Annotated in this window: 15 protein-coding genes, 5 tRNA genes and 1 pseudogene; 20 read left to right on the top strand and 1 reads right to left on the bottom strand. The window is 40.3% G+C overall.

Annotated elements, in window-relative coordinates; genetic code table 11:
- Nucleotides 1-29: 29 nt before the first annotated feature.
- From CWD91_RS20015 to CWD91_RS20105, 19 genes are all read left to right on the top strand, one after another.
- The gene (locus CWD91_RS20015; RefSeq protein WP_103442776.1) at nucleotides 30-1,169 is read left to right on the top strand and encodes an acyl-CoA dehydrogenase family protein; all 1,140 of its coding nucleotides are present in this window, start codon (nucleotides 30-32) and stop codon (nucleotides 1,167-1,169) included.
- A gap of 68 nt (nucleotides 1,170-1,237) precedes the next feature.
- A complete protein-coding gene (gene rpsU / locus CWD91_RS20020; protein WP_031444836.1) occupies nucleotides 1,238-1,432 on the top strand; it encodes a 30S ribosomal protein S21 in 195 nt (64 codons plus the stop codon).
- 99 nt (nucleotides 1,433-1,531) lie between these two features.
- Nucleotides 1,532-2,422 carry a tyrosine-type recombinase/integrase gene (locus CWD91_RS20025; RefSeq protein WP_103442757.1) on the top strand — a complete coding sequence of 297 codons (891 nt, stop codon included), beginning with the start codon at nucleotides 1,532-1,534 and terminating at the stop codon, nucleotides 2,420-2,422.
- A gap of 46 nt (nucleotides 2,423-2,468) precedes the next feature.
- Entirely contained in the window at nucleotides 2,469-2,771 is a 303-nt protein-coding gene (gene hpf / locus CWD91_RS20030; protein ID WP_103442758.1) for a ribosome hibernation-promoting factor, HPF/YfiA family, read from the top strand.
- A gap of 98 nt (nucleotides 2,772-2,869) precedes the next feature.
- Nucleotides 2,870-2,943, top strand: a tRNA-Thr gene (locus tag CWD91_RS20035).
- A gap of 51 nt (nucleotides 2,944-2,994) precedes the next feature.
- Nucleotides 2,995-3,076, top strand: a tRNA-Tyr gene (locus CWD91_RS20040).
- Between the two features lie 91 nt (nucleotides 3,077-3,167).
- Nucleotides 3,168-3,240: transfer RNA gene (locus CWD91_RS20045), tRNA-Gly, on the top strand.
- A gap of 178 nt (nucleotides 3,241-3,418) precedes the next feature.
- A tRNA-Thr gene (locus CWD91_RS20050) sits at nucleotides 3,419-3,490 on the top strand.
- A gap of 54 nt (nucleotides 3,491-3,544) precedes the next feature.
- Nucleotides 3,545-4,732, top strand: coding sequence for an elongation factor Tu (tuf, locus tag CWD91_RS20055; protein WP_103442759.1), 1,188 nt, complete (start codon nucleotides 3,545-3,547; stop codon nucleotides 4,730-4,732).
- A gap of 117 nt (nucleotides 4,733-4,849) precedes the next feature.
- A tRNA-Trp gene (locus CWD91_RS20060) sits at nucleotides 4,850-4,922 on the top strand.
- 93 nt (nucleotides 4,923-5,015) lie between these two features.
- Nucleotides 5,016-5,204, top strand: a complete 189-nt coding sequence (secE, locus tag CWD91_RS20065) for a preprotein translocase subunit SecE (protein ID WP_103442760.1) — start codon at nucleotides 5,016-5,018, stop codon at nucleotides 5,202-5,204.
- Nucleotides 5,205-5,214: 10 nt separating this feature from the next.
- Nucleotides 5,215-5,766, top strand: coding sequence for a transcription termination/antitermination protein NusG (gene nusG, locus CWD91_RS20070; RefSeq protein WP_103442761.1), 552 nt, complete (start codon nucleotides 5,215-5,217; stop codon nucleotides 5,764-5,766).
- Between the two features lie 69 nt (nucleotides 5,767-5,835).
- Nucleotides 5,836-6,273: a 50S ribosomal protein L11 gene (rplK, locus tag CWD91_RS20075; RefSeq protein ID WP_103442762.1), complete on the top strand. Its 438-nt coding sequence runs from the start codon at nucleotides 5,836-5,838 to the stop codon at nucleotides 6,271-6,273.
- 20 nt (nucleotides 6,274-6,293) lie between these two features.
- On the top strand, nucleotides 6,294-6,983 hold the full coding sequence (gene rplA / locus CWD91_RS20080; RefSeq protein WP_103442763.1) for a 50S ribosomal protein L1: 690 nt from the start codon (nucleotides 6,294-6,296) through the stop codon (nucleotides 6,981-6,983).
- 22 nt (nucleotides 6,984-7,005) lie between these two features.
- On the top strand, nucleotides 7,006-7,521 hold the full coding sequence (rplJ, locus tag CWD91_RS20085; RefSeq protein WP_103442764.1) for a 50S ribosomal protein L10: 516 nt from the start codon (nucleotides 7,006-7,008) through the stop codon (nucleotides 7,519-7,521).
- 53 nt (nucleotides 7,522-7,574) lie between these two features.
- On the top strand, nucleotides 7,575-7,955 hold the full coding sequence (gene rplL / locus CWD91_RS20090) for a 50S ribosomal protein L7/L12 (RefSeq protein WP_103442765.1): 381 nt from the start codon (nucleotides 7,575-7,577) through the stop codon (nucleotides 7,953-7,955).
- 136 nt (nucleotides 7,956-8,091) lie between these two features.
- Nucleotides 8,092-11,901, top strand: a complete 3,810-nt coding sequence (gene rpoB / locus CWD91_RS20095; protein WP_103442766.1) for a DNA-directed RNA polymerase subunit beta — start codon at nucleotides 8,092-8,094, stop codon at nucleotides 11,899-11,901.
- A gap of 62 nt (nucleotides 11,902-11,963) precedes the next feature.
- A complete protein-coding gene (gene rpoC / locus CWD91_RS20100; RefSeq protein ID WP_103442767.1) occupies nucleotides 11,964-16,262 on the top strand; it encodes a DNA-directed RNA polymerase subunit beta' in 4,299 nt (1,432 codons plus the stop codon).
- A gap of 105 nt (nucleotides 16,263-16,367) precedes the next feature.
- Nucleotides 16,368-16,679 (top strand): DUF3467 domain-containing protein, encoded by a 312-nt coding sequence (locus tag CWD91_RS20105; RefSeq protein WP_072863284.1) that lies wholly within the window; start codon nucleotides 16,368-16,370, stop codon nucleotides 16,677-16,679.
- 65 nt (nucleotides 16,680-16,744) lie between these two features.
- Here CWD91_RS20105 and CWD91_RS20110 read toward each other — a convergent pair whose 3' ends face one another.
- Nucleotides 16,745-18,334, bottom strand: a complete 1,590-nt coding sequence (locus CWD91_RS20110) for a peptide chain release factor 3 (RefSeq protein WP_103442768.1) — start codon at nucleotides 18,332-18,334, stop codon at nucleotides 16,745-16,747.
- 619 nt (nucleotides 18,335-18,953) lie between these two features.
- Between CWD91_RS20110 and CWD91_RS20115 the strand changes: the two are divergent.
- Nucleotides 18,954-23,061, top strand: a pseudogene (locus CWD91_RS20115) (hypothetical protein); the annotation flags it as partial.

The following is a 23,061-nucleotide window of genomic DNA, read 5'->3' on the forward strand; positions in this document are numbered from 1 at the left end:
TAAAAATGGTTATTAATTCCCCTTCAACAATGAGTTTTGATTATTCCGAAACCCAGCAAATGGTCGCGGCTTCCGCCAAGGAGTTTGCCGAACAATATATTAGACCTTTTATAATGGAATGGGATGAGGCGCAGATTTTCCCAATTGAAGTTTTTAAAAAGGCTGGAGAAATGGGTTTTATGGGGGTTTTGGTGCCCGAGGAACTAGGTGGATCTGGTTTGGGCTACCACGAATATATAGCTATTCTAGAGGAGATTTCCAAGGTGGACCCCTCCATTGGTCTGTCTGTTGCGGCACATAATTCCTTGTGTACCAACCATATTCTCACCTTTGGAAATGAAGAACAAAAGAAAAAATGGATTCCAAAATTGGCCACTGCGGAATGGATCGGTGCGTGGGGCCTAACGGAGCACAATACTGGGTCCGATGCTGGAGGTATGAGTACCACGGCGGTTAAGGAAGGTGACTCCTGGGTGTTAAACGGTGCAAAAAATTTTATTACCCATGGGAAGAGTGGGGATATTGCAGTAGTGATTGTAAGGACGGGAGAGAAAGGGGATAGTCATGGTATGACAGCCTTTGTGGTAGAAAAGGGAACTCCTGGATTTACCAGTGGGAAGAAAGAAAATAAATTGGGGATGAGGGCCAGTGAAACTGCCGAATTGGTCTTTGATAACTGTAAAATTCCCGATGCCAATAGATTGGGAGGTGTAGGTGAAGGGTTTGTGCAATCCATGAAAACCTTGGATGGAGGAAGAATTTCCATTGGAGCGTTGTCTCTGGGTATTGCCAAGGGAGCTTATGAAGCAGCCTTAAAATATTCTAAGGAGAGGGTGCAGTTTGGAAAGCCTATTAGTCAATTTCAAGGTATTTCCTTTAAGCTGGCCGATATGGCCACGGAAATTGAGGCTTCGGAATTGTTGCTCCACAAGGCTGCCTTCCTTAAAAATGAAGGTCGTAACGTCACCAAAATGGGTGCTATGGCCAAAATGTTTGCCTCTGAGGTCTGTGTTAAAGTGGCAAATGAAGCGGTTCAAATTCACGGTGGATATGGGTATACAAAGGATTTTCCGGTAGAGAAATTTTACAGGGACGCTAAGCTCTGTACTATTGGGGAAGGCACGACTGAGATTCAAAAAGTGGTAATTGCCAGAAAAATTTTAAAATAAATATTTGTAATTCATTTTTAAGGTATATATTTGCAGCCTTAATCACAAAAGAGAGGAGGTTATTGCCCATGCTAATAATACCAATAAAAGAAGGAGAAAACATCGATAGAGCTTTAAAGCGTTTCAAACGTAAGTTCGATAAGACAGGTACAATGAGACAGTTGAGAAAACGTCAACAGTTTACAAAACCATCTGTAGAGAACAGAGCGAAGATTCAGAAAGCTCAGTATATTCAAGGTCTAAGGGATAAGGAAGAAATTTAATCCCCATTGAATTTATATCAGAATAAAAAGTTCCACATATTGTGGGACTTTTTTTTTGTGCCATATGCTATTGGGTGTTATCTTTTGTAACTTTGGGATATGGCCATCAAATCATTTATTTCCTATTTATCATTGGAGAAAAACTATTCTCCGCATACTACCAAGGCTTACCGGAACGATTTAATTGAATTTCAGAACTTTTGTATACAGCAGTTTAATATTGATGACATTGACCAGGTATCCTATAGCTTAATTAGGAGTTGGGTGGTTTCTTTAGTGGAGACCGGGGTGTCACATAGGTCTGTAAATCGTAAAATAGCTTCCCTAAAAGCATATTACAAGTTTTTGTTGGGTCTTGGAATTTTATCTATTAATCCCCTTGCGAAACATAAGGCACTAAAGACTGCAAAAAAAATTGAGATTCCTTTTTCAGAGGGGGAAATGGAAGATGTACTTTTCCAAATTCCGTTCCAGGACAATTTTGAGGGTAGACGCGATATATTAATCATCGAATTATTATATACAACTGGGATAAGGCGGGCCGAGTTAATCGGACTTAAAGTTAAAGATGTTGATTATCATGCAATGACGATCAAGGTTTTGGGTAAACGCAACAAGGAAAGAATCATTCCCTTGTTGGAAGGAACCAAGGATTTATTTTTGAAATATAATCTCGAACGAAATGCGTTGGAGAAAATCGAGGATGAAGCATTTATTTTTCTCTCGGCCAAAGGCAATAAAATGTATGAAACGCTTGTTTATAGAATTATAAATAAGTATTTTAGTTTAGTGTCGGCCAAGGTAAAAAAGAGTCCGCATATTATACGACACACCTTTGCCACGCATTTGTTAAATAAGGGTGCGGATTTAAATTCTGTAAAGGAATTATTAGGGCATTCAAGTTTGGCATCAACACAAGTATACACACATAATAGTATTGCGGAATTAAAAAAAGTACATTTCTTGGCGCATCCTAGAAACAAGAAATAGTGCTCTTGTTGTATTGGATTGTTTAACTCTATTAAAACTACATTCTATGAAAGTAAATGCACAATCGGTGAATTTCACTGCAGACGGAAAGCTTATTGATTTTATTCAGACAAGGTTGAATAAAATGGAACTGTTTTATGATAAAGTAATTAGTTCCGATGTTTATCTTAAGGTTGAAAACACAAGTGCCAAGGAGAATAAAATTGTGGAAATCAAGGTACTGGTTCCAAAAGATAAGTTCGTAGTTAAAAAACAATGTAAGTCATTTGAAGAGGCCATCGATACGGCTTGTAGTTCGCTGGAAAGAAAGTTGGTTAAGCGAAAAGAAAAAATAAGATTAAATGCATAAAAAATTTATCAAAAAAAGTTTTGATTAAATAAATAAATATCTACATTTGCAGTCCGTTAGAAATAGCGGACTTTTTTTTAACGAAAAAAGTAATAAAAGCCGATGTAGCTCAGCTGGCTAGAGCAGCTGATTTGTAATCAGCAGGTCGTGGGTTCGAGTCCCTCTATCGGCTCGGAAAAAGAAAGAAAATTTAAGTTTTCTTAAGTTCTTTAAAATATGGTTTGGGGAGATACTCAAGCGGCCAACGAGGGCAGACTGTAAATCTGCTGACTACGTCTTCGCAGGTTCGAATCCTGCTCTCCCCACAAAAGGCTTTGATTGGTCTTTGTATGAAAATACAGAAAGTTTTTTTTGAAATAATGAAATTAATTTTTAGGTTTGCCTAAAAATTACAATGCGGGAGTAGCTCAGTTGGTAGAGCGTCAGCCTTCCAAGCTGAATGTCGCCGGTTCGAACCCGGTCTCCCGCTCAAGATTTTAAAAGCAAAAGCTCCTTTGATGGGGCTTTGCGCAATTAAAATTAAATGGACGAGAATTTGGTATCCTGTCCAGAGCGACGCCGAGGGTAAACTTCGTCAACGCTCTTAAACTTTGAGTATAGGGTTATAGTTTTAAATTGGGCCTAGCTCAATTGTTAAAATTAAAGATGCCGGTGTAGCTCAGGGGTAGAGCGTTTCCTTGGTAAGGAAGAGGTCATGAGTTCAAATCTCATCATTGGCTCAATTAAGGCATTATTTGTACACTAATATAAACTAAGAATTAAAATTAACAAACATGGCAAAGGCAACATTTGATCGTTCCAAACCGCATTTAAATATAGGTACTATTGGACACGTGGATCACGGTAAAACTACATTGACTGCTGCGATTACTACGGTATTGGCAAACGCAGGACTTTCTGAAATGAGAAGTTTCGATTCTATCGATAACGCTCCTGAGGAAAAGGAAAGAGGTATTACTATTAATACTTCACACGTAGAATATTCTACCGCGAACCGTCACTATGCTCACGTAGATTGTCCAGGTCACGCGGATTACGTTAAGAACATGGTTACTGGTGCTGCTCAAATGGACGGTGCTATATTGGTTGTTGCTGCTACTGATGGTCCTATGCCACAGACTCGTGAGCACATCCTTTTAGGACGTCAGGTAGGTATTCCAAGAATCGTTGTTTTCTTGAACAAGGTTGACATGGTTGATGATGAGGAGCTTTTGGAATTGGTTGAAATGGAAGTTAGGGAATTACTTTCTTTCTATGAGTATGATGGTGACAATGGTCCTGTTATCTCTGGTTCAGCTTTGGGAGCACTTAACGGTGAGCAAAAATGGGTTGATACAGTTATGTCTTTGATGGAAGCTGTTGATAGCTGGATCGAATTGCCGACTAGGGATGTTGATAAGCCTTTCTTGATGCCGGTAGAAGATGTATTTACTATTACAGGTCGTGGTACTGTTGCTACTGGTCGTATCGAGACTGGAGTTGCAAACACAGGAGATCCAGTTGAGATCATCGGTATGGGAGCTGAGAAATTGAACTCTACTATTACTGGGGTTGAAATGTTCCGTAAAATATTGGATAGAGGTGAAGCTGGTGATAACGTTGGTATCCTTTTGAGAGGTATTGAAAAATCTCAAATTAAAAGAGGGATGGTAATCTGTAAGCCAGGTTCGGTTAAGCCACATGCTAAATTTGAAGCTGAGGTTTATATCCTTAAAAAAGAAGAAGGTGGACGTCACACTCCATTCCATAATAACTATCGTCCTCAGTTCTATGTAAGAACTACCGATGTTACTGGTACTATTAATCTTCCTAGTGGAGTTGAAATGGTTATGCCTGGTGATAACCTTACCATTATTGTTGATTTATTGTCTCCAATTGCACTTAGTGATGGTTTGCGTTTTGCAATCCGTGAAGGTGGTAGAACAGTTGGTGCTGGTCAGGTTACCAAGATATTAGATTAATATTTTAGTATAGTATTGTTTACATTGAGGGTGTCTTGCTAAAGCGGGATACCTTTCAATGTAAATATAAACGGGTGTTGCTAGCCCAGATAGTTATCTGGAAGTATAGCAACAAATACGGGTGTAGCTCAGTTGGTAGAGCACTGGTCTCCAAAACCAGGTGTCGGGAGTTCGAGCCTCTCCGCCCGTGCATAATAAAATGAGTTCTTTTCTGATTGGGTTGATGTCGTCAGTGAATTTTTAAGGCCTTGTTTTATAGTTAAGAAAATAAATATTTCGCAGCATGTTTACATATATAAAGGAATCTATAGACGAACTTAGGAATAACGTTACCTTACCTACAAGAGCGGAGTCATCCAACTTGATGGTTATCGTAGCAGTGTTTTCTATAATTTTTGCGCTTGCGACTTGGGGTGTTGATAGTTTGTTTGGTAAGTTGATACAACTGTATTTCAATAACATAATCAATTAAGAAGCACTGTATGTCAGAAGTATTGGATAAGAAATGGTATGTTGTAAGAGCTGTAAGTGGTCAGGAAAACAAAATAAAGGGCTATATAGAGGCTGAAATTGCTAGGCTTGGTTTTGAAGACTATTTGGAGGAAGTTCTTGTTCCAACGGAAAAAGTGGTTCAAATTAGGAACGGAAAGAAAATAAATAAGGAACGCGTTTATTTTCCTGGATATATAATGATAAAAGCTAACCTTGGAGGGGAGATGATTCATATTATCCGTTCAATTACGAACGTAATTGGATTTTTAGGCGAGACCAAAGGCGGGGATCCCGTTCCTTTGAGAAAGTCTGAAGTAAATAGAATGCTTGGGAAAGTGGATGAATTGGCTGTTAAGACCGATAGTGTTGCCATACCTTTTGTGTTTGGTGAAACTGTGAAGGTTATTGATGGGCCATTTAACGGTTTTAACGGGACTGTTGAGAAAATTAATGAAGAAAAACGCAAACTGGAGGTAATGGTGAAAATCTTTGGAAGAAAGACACCATTGGAACTCAGTTATATGCAAGTAGAAAAAGTATAATAAGAACTGTTACATAGTTAAAAGAAGTGTTGCTTCCAAATTAACACTTTTTAAATTTAATTTTAAACAATGGCAAAAGAAGTAAGTAAAGTAGTTAAACTACAAGTTAGGGGAGGTGCAGCGAATCCGTCGCCACCGGTTGGACCCGCTTTAGGTGCTGCCGGGGTCAACATTATGGAATTCTGTAAGCAATTCAATGCGCGTACACAGGATAAACCAGGCAAAGTATTGCCAGTTGCGATCACGGTTTATAAAGACAAGTCGTTCGACTTCGTTGTAAAGACACCGCCGGCGGCAGTTCAATTAATGGAAGCGGCTAAGATTAAAAAAGGATCTGGCGAGCCTAACAGAAACAAGGTAGCAAGTGTATCTTGGGATCAGGTTAAGTTGATCGCTGAGGACAAAATGGTAGATCTAAATGCCTTTACGGTAGAATCCGCAATGAGTATGGTTGCTGGTACAGCTAGATCTATGGGTTTAAAAGTTTCAGGCAATAGACCTTTTTAAAATCTTAAAAGCAATTTAGAATGGCAAAATTAACAAAGAAGCAAAAAGAAGCCCACAGCAAAATAGATAAGAACAAACTCTATTCTGTTGAAGAGGCATCTGCTTTAGTAAAAGAAATAACCAATACAAAATTCGATGCATCTGTTGAATTGGCGGTACGTTTGGGTGTTGATCCAAGAAAAGCCAACCAAATGGTTCGTGGTGTTGTTACACTTCCCCACGGTACTGGTAAAGATGTTAAGGTTTTGGCTTTGGTAACACCGGACAAAGAGGCAGAGGCTAAAGAAGCTGGAGCTGATTTCGTAGGATTGGACGAATATTTGGAGAAAATTAAAAACGGTTGGACCGATGTTGATGTTATCATCACAATGCCAAGTGTTATGGGTAAGCTAGGTCCTTTAGGTAGGGTCTTGGGGCCAAGAGGTCTTATGCCGAACCCAAAAACAGGTACGGTTACTATGGATGTTGCCAAAGCGGTTTCAGAAGTAAAAGCTGGTAAAATAGATTTTAAAGTAGATAAAACAGGAATTGTGCATGCTGCAATCGGGAAAGTTTCTTTCTCAGCTGATAAAATTGCGGATAATGCCAATGAACTTTTGGATACTTTGATGAAAATGAAACCAACTGCAGCTAAAGGAATATATGTAAAAACTATTTACATGTCCAGTACAATGAGTCCAAGTGTTGCATTAGATCCAAAAGTAGTTTAACTGGTAGTTCAAAATTTTTATTATGACAAGAGAAGAGAAATTAAATGTTATACAAGATTTAACTGCACAGTTAGGGGATAGCTCAACTATATATTTAGCGGACATTTCCGGATTAAATGCTGAAACAACTTCGGCTTTAAGAAGGGCTTGTTACAAGGCTGATATAAAACTTGCTGTAGTTAAAAATACCTTGCTTGCAAAAGCAATGGAGGCTTCGGATAAAGATTTCGGTGAACTTCCTACTGTATTGAAGGGGAATACCTCTTTAATGTTTTCGGATACCGGAAATGCACCTGCAAAGCTTATCAAGACTTTTAGAAAGAAGTCTAACAAGCCTTTGTTGAAAGGAGCATATATTGCCGAAGCAATTTATGTTGGTGATGATCAATTGGATGCTTTAGAAAGCATTAAGTCTAAAGATGAAATGGTTGGAGAAATTATTGGATTGTTACAATCCCCAGCTAAAAATGTTATTTCTGGACTTAAATCTGGTGGTGGAAAACTTGCCGGAATCCTTAAGACATTATCAGAAAGATAATACGTACGCACTAAAAACAATTATATTTTAAAATTTTATTAAACGATAGAAAAATGGCAGATTTAAAAGATTTCGCAGAACAATTGGTTAACCTTACAGTAAAGGAAGTAAATGAGTTGGCTAATATATTAAAAGATGAATACGGTATAGAGCCTGCAGCTGCTGCAGTTGCTGTTGCTGCTGGTGGCGGTGCTGCCGACGGTGGTGAGGCTGCTGAAGCTCAAACTGAGTTTGATGTTATATTGAAAGCAGCTGGTGCTTCTAAATTAGCTGTAGTTAAATTGGTTAAGGAATTAACTGGTTTAGGATTGAAAGATGCTAAGGATATCGTTGATAGCGCACCAAAAGCCGTTAAGGAAGGTGTTTCTAAAGACGAAGCTGAGGGAATTAAAAAATCTTTGGAAGAAGCAGGAGCGGAAGTTGAGCTTAAATAATAGTAACAACAACCATTATTATTTTGGTTTAGGTCTTTCCGCTTTTTGTGGCTAGACCTAAGCCTTTTTATACATACTGTGTATAATGTAGTACACTACCCAATTAAAATATTCACGTTCAAAATTTTGTCCATAGATGTTCACAAATCAGACTGAAAGAATAAGTTTCGCATCCGCTAAGAACACTCCGAACTATCCGGATTTCTTGGACATTCAGATTAAATCATTTCAAGATTTTTTTCAACTTGAAACTAAATCTGACGAAAGGGGCAATGAGGGGTTGTACAACACCTTCATGGAAAACTTTCCAATTACAGACACAAGGAACCAGTTCGTATTAGAATTTTTAGATTATTTCATTGATCCACCGAGATATTCCATCCAAGAATGTATAGAGCGTGGACTTACTTATAGTGTTCCATTAAAAGCAAGATTAAAATTATATTGTACAGATCCCGAGCATGAGGATTTCGAGACTATTGTACAGGATGTGTACCTAGGAACTATTCCTTACATGACTCCTAGTGGTACCTTCGTAATCAATGGAGCGGAACGTGTTGTTGTTTCTCAGTTGCACCGTTCTCCAGGGGTTTTCTTTGGTCAATCTTTCCATGCTAACGGAACTAAGTTGTATTCTGCTAGGGTTATTCCTTTTAAAGGATCCTGGATAGAATTTGCAACAGATATCAATGGTGTTATGTACGCTTATATTGATAGAAAGAAAAAACTACCGGTAACTACCCTATTCAGGGCCATTGGCTTTGAAAGGGATAAGGATATTTTGGAGATATTTGACCTTTCTGAAGAGGTTAAGGTTTCCAATGCCGGCTTGAAAAAAGTCTTGGGTCGTAAATTGGCGGCCAGAGTATTGAACACATGGCACGAGGATTTTGTGGATGAGGATACTGGCGAAGTGGTATCTATTGAAAGAAATGAGATTATCCTTGACCGTGATACTATTTTAGAAAAGGATCATATAAATGAGATACTGGAAGCTGATGTGAAAACTATTCTTTTGCACAAAGAGAATAATGCACAGAGCGATTATGCCATTATCCATAACACCCTTCAAAAGGATCCAACAAACTCTGAAAAAGAGGCTGTTGAACATATTTATCGTCAATTGCGTAATGCGGAACCGCCAGATGAGGAAACTGCTCGTGGTATTATAGATAAATTGTTCTTCTCCGATCAGCGTTATAATCTTGGTGAGGTCGGGCGTTACAGAATGAACAAAAAATTGGGATTGGATATTGGAATGGACAAGCAGGTCTTGACCAAGGAAGATATCATTACCATCATAAAATATTTGATCGAGTTGATTAACTCCAAAGCTGAGATCGATGATATTGATCACCTTTCCAACCGTAGGGTTAGGACTGTTGGTGAGCAATTATCCCAGCAATTTGGTGTTGGTTTGGCACGTATGGCCAGAACAATTCGTGAGCGTATGAACGTACGTGATAATGAGGTGTTTACCCCGATCGATTTGATCAATGCCAAGACCTTGTCTTCGGTAATCAATTCGTTCTTTGGTACCAACCAGTTATCACAGTTTATGGATCAAACAAATCCATTGGCAGAAATTACGCACAAGAGAAGATTATCTGCATTGGGACCAGGTGGACTTTCTAGGGAAAGAGCTGGTTTTGAGGTACGTGATGTTCACTATACCCACTACGGAAGACTTTGTCCTATTGAAACTCCTGAAGGACCAAACATTGGATTAATATCTTCACTTTCGGTATTTGCCAAGGTTAACCCTATGGGCTTCTTGGAAACACCATATCGCAAAGTAGAAAACGGTACTGTAAATATTAATGATTTTACTTACCTAAGTGCAGAGGAGGAAGAAGGAATGAAAATTGCCCAGGCAAACATTCCTATGGATGAAAAAGGCAAAATTACATCGGAAAAAGTTATTGCAAGGGAAGAAGGGGATTTCCCAGTAGTAGACCCTGCAGAAATTCAATATACCGATGTTGCACCCAACCAAATCGCTTCTATATCAGCATCTTTAATTCCATTTTTGGAACATGATGATGCCAACAGGGCATTGATGGGGTCTAACATGATGCGTCAGGCCGTTCCTTTATTGAAACCAGAATCTCCTATTGTAGGTACAGGTTTGGAGCGTCAGGTAGCATCCGATTCAAGAGTATTGATCAATGCAGAGGGTGATGGGGTTATAGAGTATGTTGATTCACAAAAAATCACCATAAAATACGACCGTACCGAAGAGCAGAGATTGGTAAGCTTCGAAGAAGATTCCAAGACTTATGAATTGGTTAAGTTTAGAAAAACAAACCAAGGAACCAGTATCAACCTTAAGCCTATTGTTAAAAAAGGGTACAAGGTTAAAAAAGGACAGGTTCTTTGTGAGGGCTATGCAACTGAAAGTGGCGAATTGGCCCTTGGTAGAAACTTGGTAGTGGCATTTATGCCATGGAAAGGTTATAACTTTGAGGATGCAATCGTAATTTCTGAAAAAGTGGTTCGTGAGGACATTTTCACCTCCATTCACGTTGATGAATACGCTTTGGAGGTAAGGGATACCAAATTGGGTGCTGAAGAGTTGACCAATGATATTCCCAACGTTTCTGAGGAAGCTACTAAGGATCTGGATGAATACGGAATGATCCGTATTGGTGCTGAAGTGAAGCCTGGAGATATATTGATTGGTAAGATTACTCCAAAAGGAGAATCAGATCCAACTCCGGAAGAGAAATTATTGAGAGCCATTTTTGGAGACAAAGCTGGTGATGTAAAAGATGCTTCCTTAAAAGCTTCTCCTTCATTGAGAGGAGTGGTTATTGAAAAGAAATTGTTTTCCAGATCTGTTAAAGATAAGCGTAAGCGTTCCGAAGACAAGGAAGATCTTGCTAAATTGGAGTTGGAATACGAAGTGAAATTTGAACAGTTGAAAGATGTATTGGTTGAAAAGCTATTTACATTGGTCAACGGTAAAACTTCACAGGGTGTATTAAATGACCTTGGGGAAGAAGTACTTCCTAAAGGAAAGAAGTATACCATGAAAATGTTGAACGCTGTTGATGATTTCGCCCATTTGGTTGGTGGAACTTGGACTACGGACAAGGAAAGCAATACCTTGGTAACAGACCTTTTACATAACTACAAGATTAAGTTGAACGATCTTCAAGGTAACCTTAGAAGAGATAAGTTTACTATTTCTGTAGGAGATGAATTACCAGCGGGAATTATGAAATTGGCCAAAGTTTATATCGCCAAAAAACGTAAACTTAAGGTTGGTGATAAAATGGCGGGTCGTCACGGAAACAAGGGTATCGTTTCCAGAATTGTGCGTCATGAGGACATGCCGTTCCTTGAGGATGGAACACCTGTGGATATTGTATTGAATCCACTTGGGGTACCTTCACGTATGAACATTGGACAGATATATGAAACTGTTTTAGGATGGGCCGGGTTAAAATTAGGGAAGAAATATGCTACCCCAATTTTTGATGGTGCTACCTTGGATCAAATCAATGCCTATACCGATGAAGCTGGAATTCCAAGATTTGGACATACCTATCTTTATGATGGAGGTACAGGTCAGCGCTTTGATCAACCAGCTACGGTTGGGGTTATCTATATGTTGAAATTAGGACATATGGTAGATGATAAGATGCACGCTCGTTCAATTGGACCGTACTCACTTATTACACAACAACCATTGGGTGGTAAAGCACAATTTGGTGGACAGCGTTTTGGAGAGATGGAAGTTTGGGCCCTTGAAGCATATGGCGCCTCGGCTACACTACGTGAGATATTGACCGTTAAGTCGGATGATGTTATTGGTAGGGCCAAGACGTACGAGGCGATCGTAAAAGGAGAGACCATGCCAGAACCTGGCTTGCCAGAATCTTTCAACGTATTAATGCACGAACTTAAGGGATTAGGTTTGGATATTAGATTGGAAGAATAACAAGGATAGGTTTTGAACACTATTCCTAATAACAAGAATTAAATTAGTATCAGATTATAGTTATGGCTAGACTAAAAGATAATAATACCATTAAAAGGTTCGATAAAATTTCAATCGGTTTGGCATCTCCAGAAGCTATTTTGGCAGAGTCAAGAGGTGAGGTTTTGAAACCTGAAACTATTAACTATAGAACGCACAAGCCTGAGCGGGACGGTCTATTCTGTGAGCGTATTTTTGGTCCTGTAAAGGATTATGAATGTGCCTGTGGAAAATACAAAAGAATCCGTTACCGTGGTATTGTTTGTGATCGTTGCGGGGTAGAAGTTACAGAGAAAAAGGTACGTAGAGATAGGGTAGGACACATTAATTTGGTAGTTCCTGTTGCCCATATCTGGTATTTCCGTTCCCTGCCCAATAAAATTGGTTACCTTCTAGGTTTACCTTCCAAGAAATTGGATATGATAATTTACTACGAGCGTTATGTAGTAATTCAGCCAGGTATTGCCAAAGGACCGGACGGTGAGGAAATTCAAAAAATGGATTTCTTGAGCGAAGAGGAGTATTTAAATATATTGGAATCCATTCCACAGGAAAATCAATATTTGGAAGATTCCGATCCCAACAAGTTTATCGCTAAAATGGGAGCGGAATGTCTTATTGATCTTTTGGCCAGAATAGACTTGAGCCAATTGTCGTATGAATTAAGACATAAAGCCAATACGGAAACTTCCAAACAACGTAAAACCGAGGCCTTGAAAAGACTTCAAGTTGTTGAGGCATTAAGGGAATCCCAGGAAAATAGGGAAAACAGGCCAGACTGGATGATTATGAAGGTAATCCCGGTTATTCCACCGGAATTACGTCCGTTAGTACCATTGGATGGAGGTCGTTTTGCAACCTCGGATTTGAATGACCTTTACAGAAGGGTTATCATTAGAAACAACCGTCTTAAAAGATTGGTAGAGATCAAGGCACCTGAAGTAATTCTTAGAAATGAGAAACGTATGCTTCAGGAGGCGGTAGATTCCTTATTCGATAACACTCGTAAGGCATCTGCGGTTAAAACTGAATCCAATAGACCATTAAAATCACTTTCAGATTCATTAAAAGGAAAGCAAGGGCGTTTCCGTCAAAACCTTTTGGGTAAACGTGTGGATTATTCCGCTCGTTCGGTTATCGTTGTTGGACCTGAAATGAAATTGTTCGAATGTGGTCTGCCTAAAGATATGGCTGCTGAACTTTACAAACCTTTTGTTATCCGTAAGTTGATAGAAAGAGGTATTGTAAAAACCGTTAAATCGGCCAAGAAAATAATAGACAAGAAAGAGCCAGTTGTCTGGGATATTCTAGAAAATGTATTAAAAGGTCACCCTGTAATGTTGAACAGGGCCCCTACATTGCACAGATTGGGTATCCAAGCGTTCCAGCCAAAACTTATTGAAGGAAAAGCCATTAGGTTACATCCATTGGTATGTACTGCATTTAATGCGGATTTTGACGGGGATCAAATGGCAGTCCATTTACCATTGGGGCCAGAGGCTATTTTGGAATGCCAATTGTTAATGTTGGCTTCGCATAATATTCTGAACCCTGCAAACGGTTCTCCTATCACTGTACCATCTCAGGATATGGTTTTGGGTCTATATTATATGACCAAAGAAAGAAAATCTACTCCAGAGGTAGCTGTAAAAGGTGAAGGATTAACATTCTACTCCTATGAAGAGGTGGTTATCGCCTTTAACGAAGGTAGATTGGATCTTAACGCAGGTATTAAGGTACGTGCCAAAGATTTTAATGAAGCTGGGGAATTGGTTAATCAAATTATACCAACTACAGTTGGTAGGGTTTTGTTCAATATGGTAGTTCCTGAAGAAGCAGGATATATCAATGAGGTATTGAACAAGAAATCGTTAAGGGATATTATCGGTAATATTTTAAGAGTTACCGATGTACCTACAACTGCTGATTTCTTGGACAAGATAAAAACTATGGGTTATGAATTCGCCTTCAAAGGTGGTTTGTCCTTTAGTTTGGGGGATATTATCATTCCACCAGAAAAACAATCCATGATTGATGAAGCCAATGTTCAAGTAGATGGTATTATGGCCAACTATAACATGGGACTTATCACCAATAACGAACGTTACAATCAGGTAATTGACGTTTGGACCTCAACCAATGCCATGTTGACGGAATTGGCTATGAAACGTATTCGTGAAGATCAGCAAGGGTTCAACTCTGTGTACATGATGTTGGATTCTGGTGCAAGGGGCTCCAAGGAGCAGATTCGCCAGTTGACCGGTATGCGTGGATTAATGGCAAAACCAAAGAAATCTACAGCTGGTGGTGGGGAAATTATTGAAAACCCTATTTTATCCAACTTTAAGGAGGGTCTATCCATTTTGGAATACTTTATTTCTACTCACGGTGCGCGTAAAGGTCTTGCGGATACGGCGTTGAAAACGGCGGATGCGGGTTACTTGACACGTCGTCTAGTGGATGTTTCACAGGATGTTATCATCAATATTGAAGATTGTGAAACGCTAAGAGGTGTTCGGGTAGAGGCTCTTAAGAAAAATGAAGAGATTGTTGAGACTTTAGGGGAGCGTATCCTTGGAAGGGTTTCCTTACATGATGTTTACGATCCTATTTCCGAAGAATTGCTTTTAAGGGCAGGTCAAGAAATTATGGAGTCCGATGTTAAGAATATTGAGGCATCTCCTGTTGAAAAAGTAGAGGTTCGTTCAGCCCTTACCTGCGAAGCCCAGAAGGGTATTTGTGGTAAGTGTTATGGAAGAAACTTGTCTACCAATAAAATGGTACAACGAGGTGAGGCTGTTGGTGTTGTTGCTGCACAATCGATCGGAGAACCAGGAACACAGTTAACCTTGCGTACTTTCCACGTGGGAGGTATTGCCGGTAACATTTCCGAAGAAAATAAATTGGAAGCCAAATTTGGCGGAATTGCAGAAATTGAGGATTTAAGAACAGTTAGCAGCCAGGATGGAGAAGGTAAAAAATCTGAAATTGTTATTTCCAGAACCTCTGAAATTAAGGTTGTGGATGCAAAGTCAGGAATTACACTAAGCACCAATAATATTCCTTACGGTTCTCAATTGTTCATCAAGAACGGTGAGAAAATTGTAAAAGGTCAGGTTATTTGTTCTTGGGATCCATATAACGGGGTTATTGTATCAGAATTCCCTGGAAAGATTGCGTATGAGAATATCGAACAAGGTATTACTTACCAAGTTGAGATCGATGAACAAACCGGGTTCCAAGAGAAAGTAATATCTGAATCTAGGAACAAGAAGTTAATACCAACCCTATTGATCAAGAACAATAAGGATGAAGTATTGCGTTCCTATAACCTTCCGGTTGGATCGCATATCATGGTAGATGATGGAGACAAGATCAACGAGGGTAAAATCTTGGTTAAGATTCCAAGAAAATCAGCTAAATCTGGGGATATTACAGGTGGTCTTCCAAGAGTTACCGAATTGTTCGAAGCACGTAACCCATCTAACCCAGCAGTTGTTTCCGAAATTGATGGTGTTGTTTCTTTTGGTAAAATAAAAAGGGGTAACCGTGAGATAATCATCGAATCCAAATTGGGTGAGGTTAAGAAATACTTGGTTAAATTGTCCAATCAGATTCTTGTTCAAGAAAATGATTACGTACGTGCCGGTATGCCATTGTCCGATGGATCCATTACTCCTGAAGATATATTGGCCATCAAAGGACCTTCAGCCGTACAGCAATACTTGGTGAACGAAGTTCAGGAAGTATATCGTTTACAAGGTGTGAAGATCAATGACAAGCATTTTGAGGTAGTAGTTCGTCAAATGATGCGTAAAGTACGTATCGAGGATCCGGGAGATACTATTTTCTTAGAGAATCAGTTGGTTCACAAAGATGATTTCATCCAAGAGAACGATGAGATTTACGGACAGAAAGTGGTAGAGGATGCTGGAGAATCGGAGAACTTGAAGCCAGGTCAGATCATAAGTGCACGGGAATTAAGGGATGAGAACTCAATTCTTAAACGTAATGATAAGAATTTGGTTACTGCCAGGGATGCTGTTGCAGCAACGGCAACGCCAATTCTTCAAGGAATTACACGTGCGTCCTTACAGACCAAATCATTCATTTCGGCAGCTTCATTCCAGGAAACCACCAAAGTACTTAACGAAGCTGCGGTAAGTGGTAAGATAGATACTCTGGAAGGATTGAAGGAAAATGTAATTGTAGGTCATAAAATACCTGCAGGTACGGGAATGAGAGATTATGAGAATATCATTGTAGGCTCAAAAGAAGAATACGATGAAATCATGGCTCGAAAAGAGGAATTGAAATTCTAAATATTTAGAACCTCGGTGTTATTCACCGAGGTTTTTTTTTGGCAAATGGCCAGGAAATAGTTCAATTTAGTTTAAAGTATAAGTAATAGTTAATCATTTTTCAGAATGAGTGATAAAGATCAAAACCAAAAACAGATCAACATAGAATTGGATGAAAAGACAGCTGAAGGGATATATTCCAATTTAGCTATAATAAATCATTCAGTATCCGAGTTCGTAGTGGATTTTATTAGTATGATGCCAGGGGCTCCCAAGGCAAAGGTTAAAAGTAGAATTGTACTTACTCCTCAACATGCCAAGAAATTCTTAAAGGCACTTGGTGATAATGTGAGTCGCTTTGAAAAGGCCCATGGCACAATAAAGGATTATGAACAGCCTCCGATACCATTAAATTTTGGGCCTACGGGTGAAGCTTAAAAATTCAAAAACCTTCTGTTGATGCAGAAGGTTTTTTTTATGTGATTGTCTAGCCCTGAAATTGCTTATTCGAATTCGGAAGTAAAATGAAGTTTTACATTTGGATATTTTTGCTGTGTCATTTGCAATGAAAATTGCGAATCGGCGAGAAAAACAAGTTGCTTGCGTTTATCCTTGGCCAGGAACTTCTGTTTTACACGTTTAAACTCTTTAAACTCTTCGCTGTTCTTGTCTTTGGGGTCTACCCAGCACGCCTTATATACAGGGAAATTTTCATAAGTACATTTGGCTGCATATTCGTGTTCCAAACGGTATTGGATTACTTCAAACTGTAAAGCGCCTACAGTTCCTATGACTTTTCTATTGTTCATTTCCAAGGTGAACAATTGGGCCACACCTTCGTCCATTAATTGGTCAATACCCTTGTTGAGTTGTTTAGCTTTCATGGGGTCGGCATTGTTGATATATCTAAAATGCTCAGGTGAAAAACTCGGGATTCCTTTATAATGTAATATTTCACCTTCTGTCAAAGTGTCACCAATTTTGAAATTTCCGGTATCATGCAGTCCAACAATATCCCCTGGATAGGAAATATCCACTATTTCTTTTTTCTCTGCAAAAAATGCGTTGGGACTGGAGAATTTTAAATTCTTTTTTTGGCGGACATGGAGATATGGTTTGTTTCTTTCGAAGGTGCCGGAAACTATTTTTATGAATGCCAAGCGATCCCTATGCTTTGGGTCCATATTGGCGTGTATTTTAAATACAAAGCCGGTCAACTCCTTTTCATTGGCTTGGACTAAGCGCTCTTCAGCCATTTTTGGCCGTGGAGAAGGGGCAATGTCTATAAAACAATCCAACAGTTCACGAACCCCAAAATTGTTCAGGGCAGAACCAAAAAATACGGGCTGTTGCGTACCTTTAAGATAACTTTCCTTGTCAAAGGGAGGGTAGACACCTGTTGCCAATTCTAGATTCTCCCTTAGTTCTGTAGCCGCCTTCGATCCGATAATCTTTTCAAGTTGCGGGTTATTTATGTCATCAAAAGCAATGGTGTCCTCAATATTTTTTTTGCTATCCCCGCTAAATAGATTAATGTTCTTTTCGTAGATGTTGTAGATTCCCTTAAAATCGTAGCCCATTCCAATGGGAAAACTTAAAGGTGTTACGGAAAGCCCTAGTTTTTGTTCCACTTCGTCCAATAGATCGAAGGCATCCTTTCCTTCCCTGTCCAATTTGTTGATAAAAACAATCATGGGGATGTTTCGCATCCTACAAACTTCTACTAATTTCTCGGTTTGCTCTTCCACCCCTTTTGCAACATCGACAACCACTATTACACTGTCAACAGCAGTAAGTGTCCTAAAGGTATCTTCAGCAAAATCCTTGTGGCCCGGTGTATCCAGGATATTTATTTTTTTGTCTTTGTAAAGAAAGGCAAGTACAGAGGTGGCTACCGAAATACCCCTTTGTTTTTCAATCTCCATAAAGTCACTGGTAGCAGTTTTCTTTATTTTATTGTTCTTTACTGCCCCTGCTTCCTGAATGGCCCCGCCAAAAAGTAATAATTTTTCTGTGAGTGTTGTTTTTCCTGCATCAGGATGTGATATTATTCCGAAAGTCCTTCTTCTTTCAATTTGTTCCCTAAAACTCATTGATCATTTAATTTCGGCAAAAATAAGTCAAATTAATTTTTTTCAACCAGCAAATACCGGTAAATACGGCAAAGAAATATTTATTGGTTGCTATTCTGGAAAAGTCGGGGGCATTCCACACTTGCTTGGCTTTAGTTCATTTTGGTTTGGGGTGAAGTATTGGGTTTGTTTATGGTCGTTTTTTTAATCTAAAATTATATGTGGTTCGTAATTAATGTTTGGGTTATTTTTTATCAAGATCCAGAATATGAGTAAATTTTATTCCGGTTCTAAAGTTGGTTAATATGAGTTATTCTGGAAAAAACTATTTGATTGATCTCGAGGTCAATTACATCCTTTATGTACTTTTTAATAAGGAAAAAACTTACAATAAAATGTTGTTTAGCGAGCGATTTTTAATTGATAAACGCAATATCTTTCAGGTCGTTTTAGAAAATAATTAACACTTTGTCGAGTAATACGGTTATTGGCAGATTTTATATGATTTAGGGTTTGAAAACCTTATGACTATTGATTTTTTAGATATATCTTGCATGTAATATTGGAGTTGGCCCCAACTTCTTACATTTCTTTATTACCTATTGTGCCATGGTGATTAGTTGAAACAAAACTATCATTTATGGAGAATATTACTTTTGTGAAATTTAGGAAAAATACTATTCCCTTTATTTTACTTATCGCCGTCTTTTTTAATTTCGGAATTGCGTCCGCATTTGCGGATGTGCCCACCCTTGTTTCATCTAAATCAAATGCAGTATACGACATTGTAGATGTGGATCACATTGCTACGAGATCAGATGGCGTTGTGCTAGAGCATTATTGGAGTCCTTTTTCAGTTAATATTATTTATCCAACCAATAAAACAAATACCAAGACTGAAGGCTTTCAAATTGCTGAGTTAAATGCCAGTGATAGCATTTATTATACCTTGGAGATAAATGGTATTTCAGATTCTCTTCCACCAATGGATAGTGATGGGGACGGAGTTACCAATGATAAAGAAAATGAGGACGGAACTAATCCCAATGATTCTTGTGATTTTATTTTGGCGCATCAAAATTGCTCGCCTACCACCGCTTGGAAGAATGCAGACTGTGATGGAGATGGGGTGACAAATATAAAGGAAAAAATGGATGGTACAGATCCACTTGATTCCTGTGATTTTATTTTGGCGCATCAAAATTGCTCGCCTACCACCGCTTGGAAGAATGCAGACTGTGATGGAGATGGGGTGACGAACGAAAAGGAAAAACAAGATGGTACAGATCCACTTGATCCCTGCGATTTTGTTTTGGCCCACCAGAACTGTTCTCCTTCAATGGAATGGAAGAATGCAGACTGTGATGGTGATGGGGTGACGAACGAAAAGGAAAAGGAAGACGGTACTGATCCTTTGGATCCATGCGATTTTGTTTTGGCCCACCAGAACTGTTCTCCATCAACGGAATGGAAGAATGCAGATTGTGATGGTGATGGTGTAACGAACATTAAAGAAAAAGAAGACGGTACTGATCCTTTGGATCCATGCGATTTTGTTTTGGCCCACCAGAACTGTTCTCCATCAACGGAATGGAAGAATGCAGATTGTGATGGTGATGGTGTAACGAACATTAAGGAAAAAGAAGACGGTACTGATCCTTTAAATCCCTGCGATTTTGTTTTGGCCCATCAAAACTGTTCTCCTTCAACGGAATGGAAAAATGCCGATTGCGACGGGGATGGAGTAACCAATGGAGATGAAAAAACCGATGGCACCAATCCCTTGGACCCTTGTGATTACGATCCTGCACATGTTACCGTGGCGCAAAGCGGAAACTATTTAACCGCCGACTGTGATGGCGACGGGGTTACCAATGAAAAAGAGATAGAGGATGGAACTGATCCCCTTGATGCTTGCGATTTTGTTTTGGCCCACCAGAACTGTTCTCCTTCAACGGAATGGAAGAATGCCGACTGTGACGGTGATGGGGTGACCAATGAGGACGAGAAAACAGATGGTACCGATCCCTTGGATCCCTGTGATTACGATCCTGCACATGTTACTTTGGCTCAAAGCGGAGACTATTTAACGGCCGATTGTGATGGGGACGGGGTAACCAATGAAAAAGAGATAGAGGATGGAACAGATCCACTTGATTCCTGCGATTTTGTATTGGCCCACCAAACAGTGGAAACTTCTAATACTTGGAACGGCATGGACTGTGACGGCGATGGAGTGACCAATGAGGACGAGAAAACAGATGGCACCGATCCCTTGGATCCCTGTGATTACGATCCTGCACATGTTACTTTGGCTCAAAGCGGAGACTATTTAACTGCCGATTGTGATGGGGACGGGGTAACCAATGAAAAAGAGATAGAGGATGGAACAGATCCACTTGATTCCTGCGATTTTGTATTGGCCCACCAAACAGTGGAAACTTCTAATACTTGGAACGGCATGGACTGTGACGGCGATGGAGTGACCAATGAGGACGAGAAAACAGATGGCACCGATCCCTTGGATCCCTGTGATTACGATCCTGCACATGTTACTTTGGCTCAAAGCGGAGACTATTTAACTGCCGATTGTGATGGGGACGGGGTAACCAATGAAAAAGAGATAGAGGATGGAACAGATCCACTTGATTCCTGCGATTTTGTATTGGCCCACCAAACAGTGGAAACTTCCAGTACATGGAATGGGTTGGATTGTGATGGCGACGGAGTGACCAATGAGGACGAGAAAACAGATGGTACCGATCCCTTGGATCCATGTGATTACAATCCCGAAAGTATTACTGTAACACCTACAGTAGCCTGGGAAGTTCTCGACTGTGATAATGATGGAAACCCAAATGGAACTGATCCAGATCCACTTGTGGCCACCGCAAGGGATGATTCAGGGTCAACCCCTGCCTTGACCGAAGTTGCTATTAATATTTTGGAGAACGATGATTACTTGCCAAATAATAATTCCAATAATTTAGGCATTACCAGTTTGACCATGATTGGCGGTAGTGCCTTGGGAACTGTTTCCTTTGATGCAGATACAGGCTTTGTGACATACACTCCAGTAGAATCGGAATCAAATTCTACTGTTACTATTATTTATCAAGTTTGTAATGTAATCCCAGATCCCAATGTTTGTGCTTCTGCAACAGTAACCATTCAGGTAGGTCCGGATATGGACAACGTACTGGATGCAGTGGACGATAGCTATACCGTAGATACGGGTGTCAGCGGAGTGATCCCTGACAGCAATGTATTGGATAACGATACCCTAAACGGGGATCCTGTAGTACCTACGGATGTGGTACTTACTTCGACCCCAACGGACGAATTGACGATAAACGAGGATGGCAGCGTAAGCGTTGCCCCCGGTACTGCCGATGGCACCTATACCATTGATTATACGATCTGTGAAGCGGCCAATACGGACAATTGCGATTCGGGCACGGTAACCGTTCAGGTAGGTCCGGATATGGACAACGTACTGGACGCAGTGGACGATAGTTATACCGTGGATACGGGTGTTAGCGGAGTAATCCCTGACAGCAACGTACTGGATAACGATACCCTAAACGGGGATCCAGTAGCGCCTACGGATGTGGTACTTACTTCGATCCCAACTGCCGAACTTACAATAAACGAGGATGGCAGCGTAAGTGTGGCCCCCGGTACTGCCGACGGCACTTATACCATTGATTATACGATCTGTGAAGCGGCCAATACGGACAATTGCGATTCGGGCACGGTAACCGTTCAGGTAGGTCCGGATATGGACAATGTATTGGATGCGGTGGACGATAGCTATACCGTGGATACGGGTGTCAGCGGAGTGATCCCTGACAGCAATGTATTGGATAACGATACCCTTAACGGGGATCCTATAGTACCCACGGATGTAATACTCACTTCGACCCCAACGGACGAACTTACGATAAACGAGGATGGCAGTGTAAGTGTGGCCCCCGGTACTGCCGATGGCACCTATACCATTGATTATACGATCTGCGAAGCGGCCAATACGGACAATTGCGATTCGGGCACGGTCACCGTTCAGGTAGGTCCGGATATGGACAACGTTCTGGATGCAGTGGACGATAGCTATACCGTGGATACGGGTGTTAGCGGAGTGATCCCTGACAGCAACGTATTGGATAACGATACCCTAAACGGGGATCCAGTAGCGCCTACGGATGTGGTACTTACTTCGACCCCAACGGACGAACTGACGATAAACGAGGATGGCAGTGTAAGCGTTGCCCCCGGTACTGCCGACGGCACTTATACCATTGATTATACGATCTGTGAAGCGGCCAATACGGACAATTGTGATTCGGGCACGGTGACCGTTCAGGTAGGTCCGGATATGGACAACGTTCTGGATGCAGTGGACGATAGTTATACCGTAGATACGGGTGTTAGCGGAGTGATCCCTGACAGCAACGTACTGGATAACGATACCCTTAACGGGGATCCTATAGTACCCACGGATGTAATACTCACTTCGACCCCAACGGACGAACTGACGATAAACGAGGATGGCAGCGTAAGCGTGGCCCCTGGCACGGCCGACGGCACTTATACCATTGATTATACGATCTGTGAAGCGGCCAATACGGACAATTGCGATTCGGGCACGGTGACCGTTCAGGTAGGTCCGGATATGGACAATGTATTGGATGCGGTGGACGATAGCTATACCGTGGATACGGGTGTCAGCGGAGTGATCCCTGACAGCA

The sequence above is a fragment of the Arenibacter hampyeongensis genome (assembly GCF_002909255.1).
GTDB lineage: Bacteria > Bacteroidota > Bacteroidia > Flavobacteriales > Flavobacteriaceae > Arenibacter > Arenibacter hampyeongensis.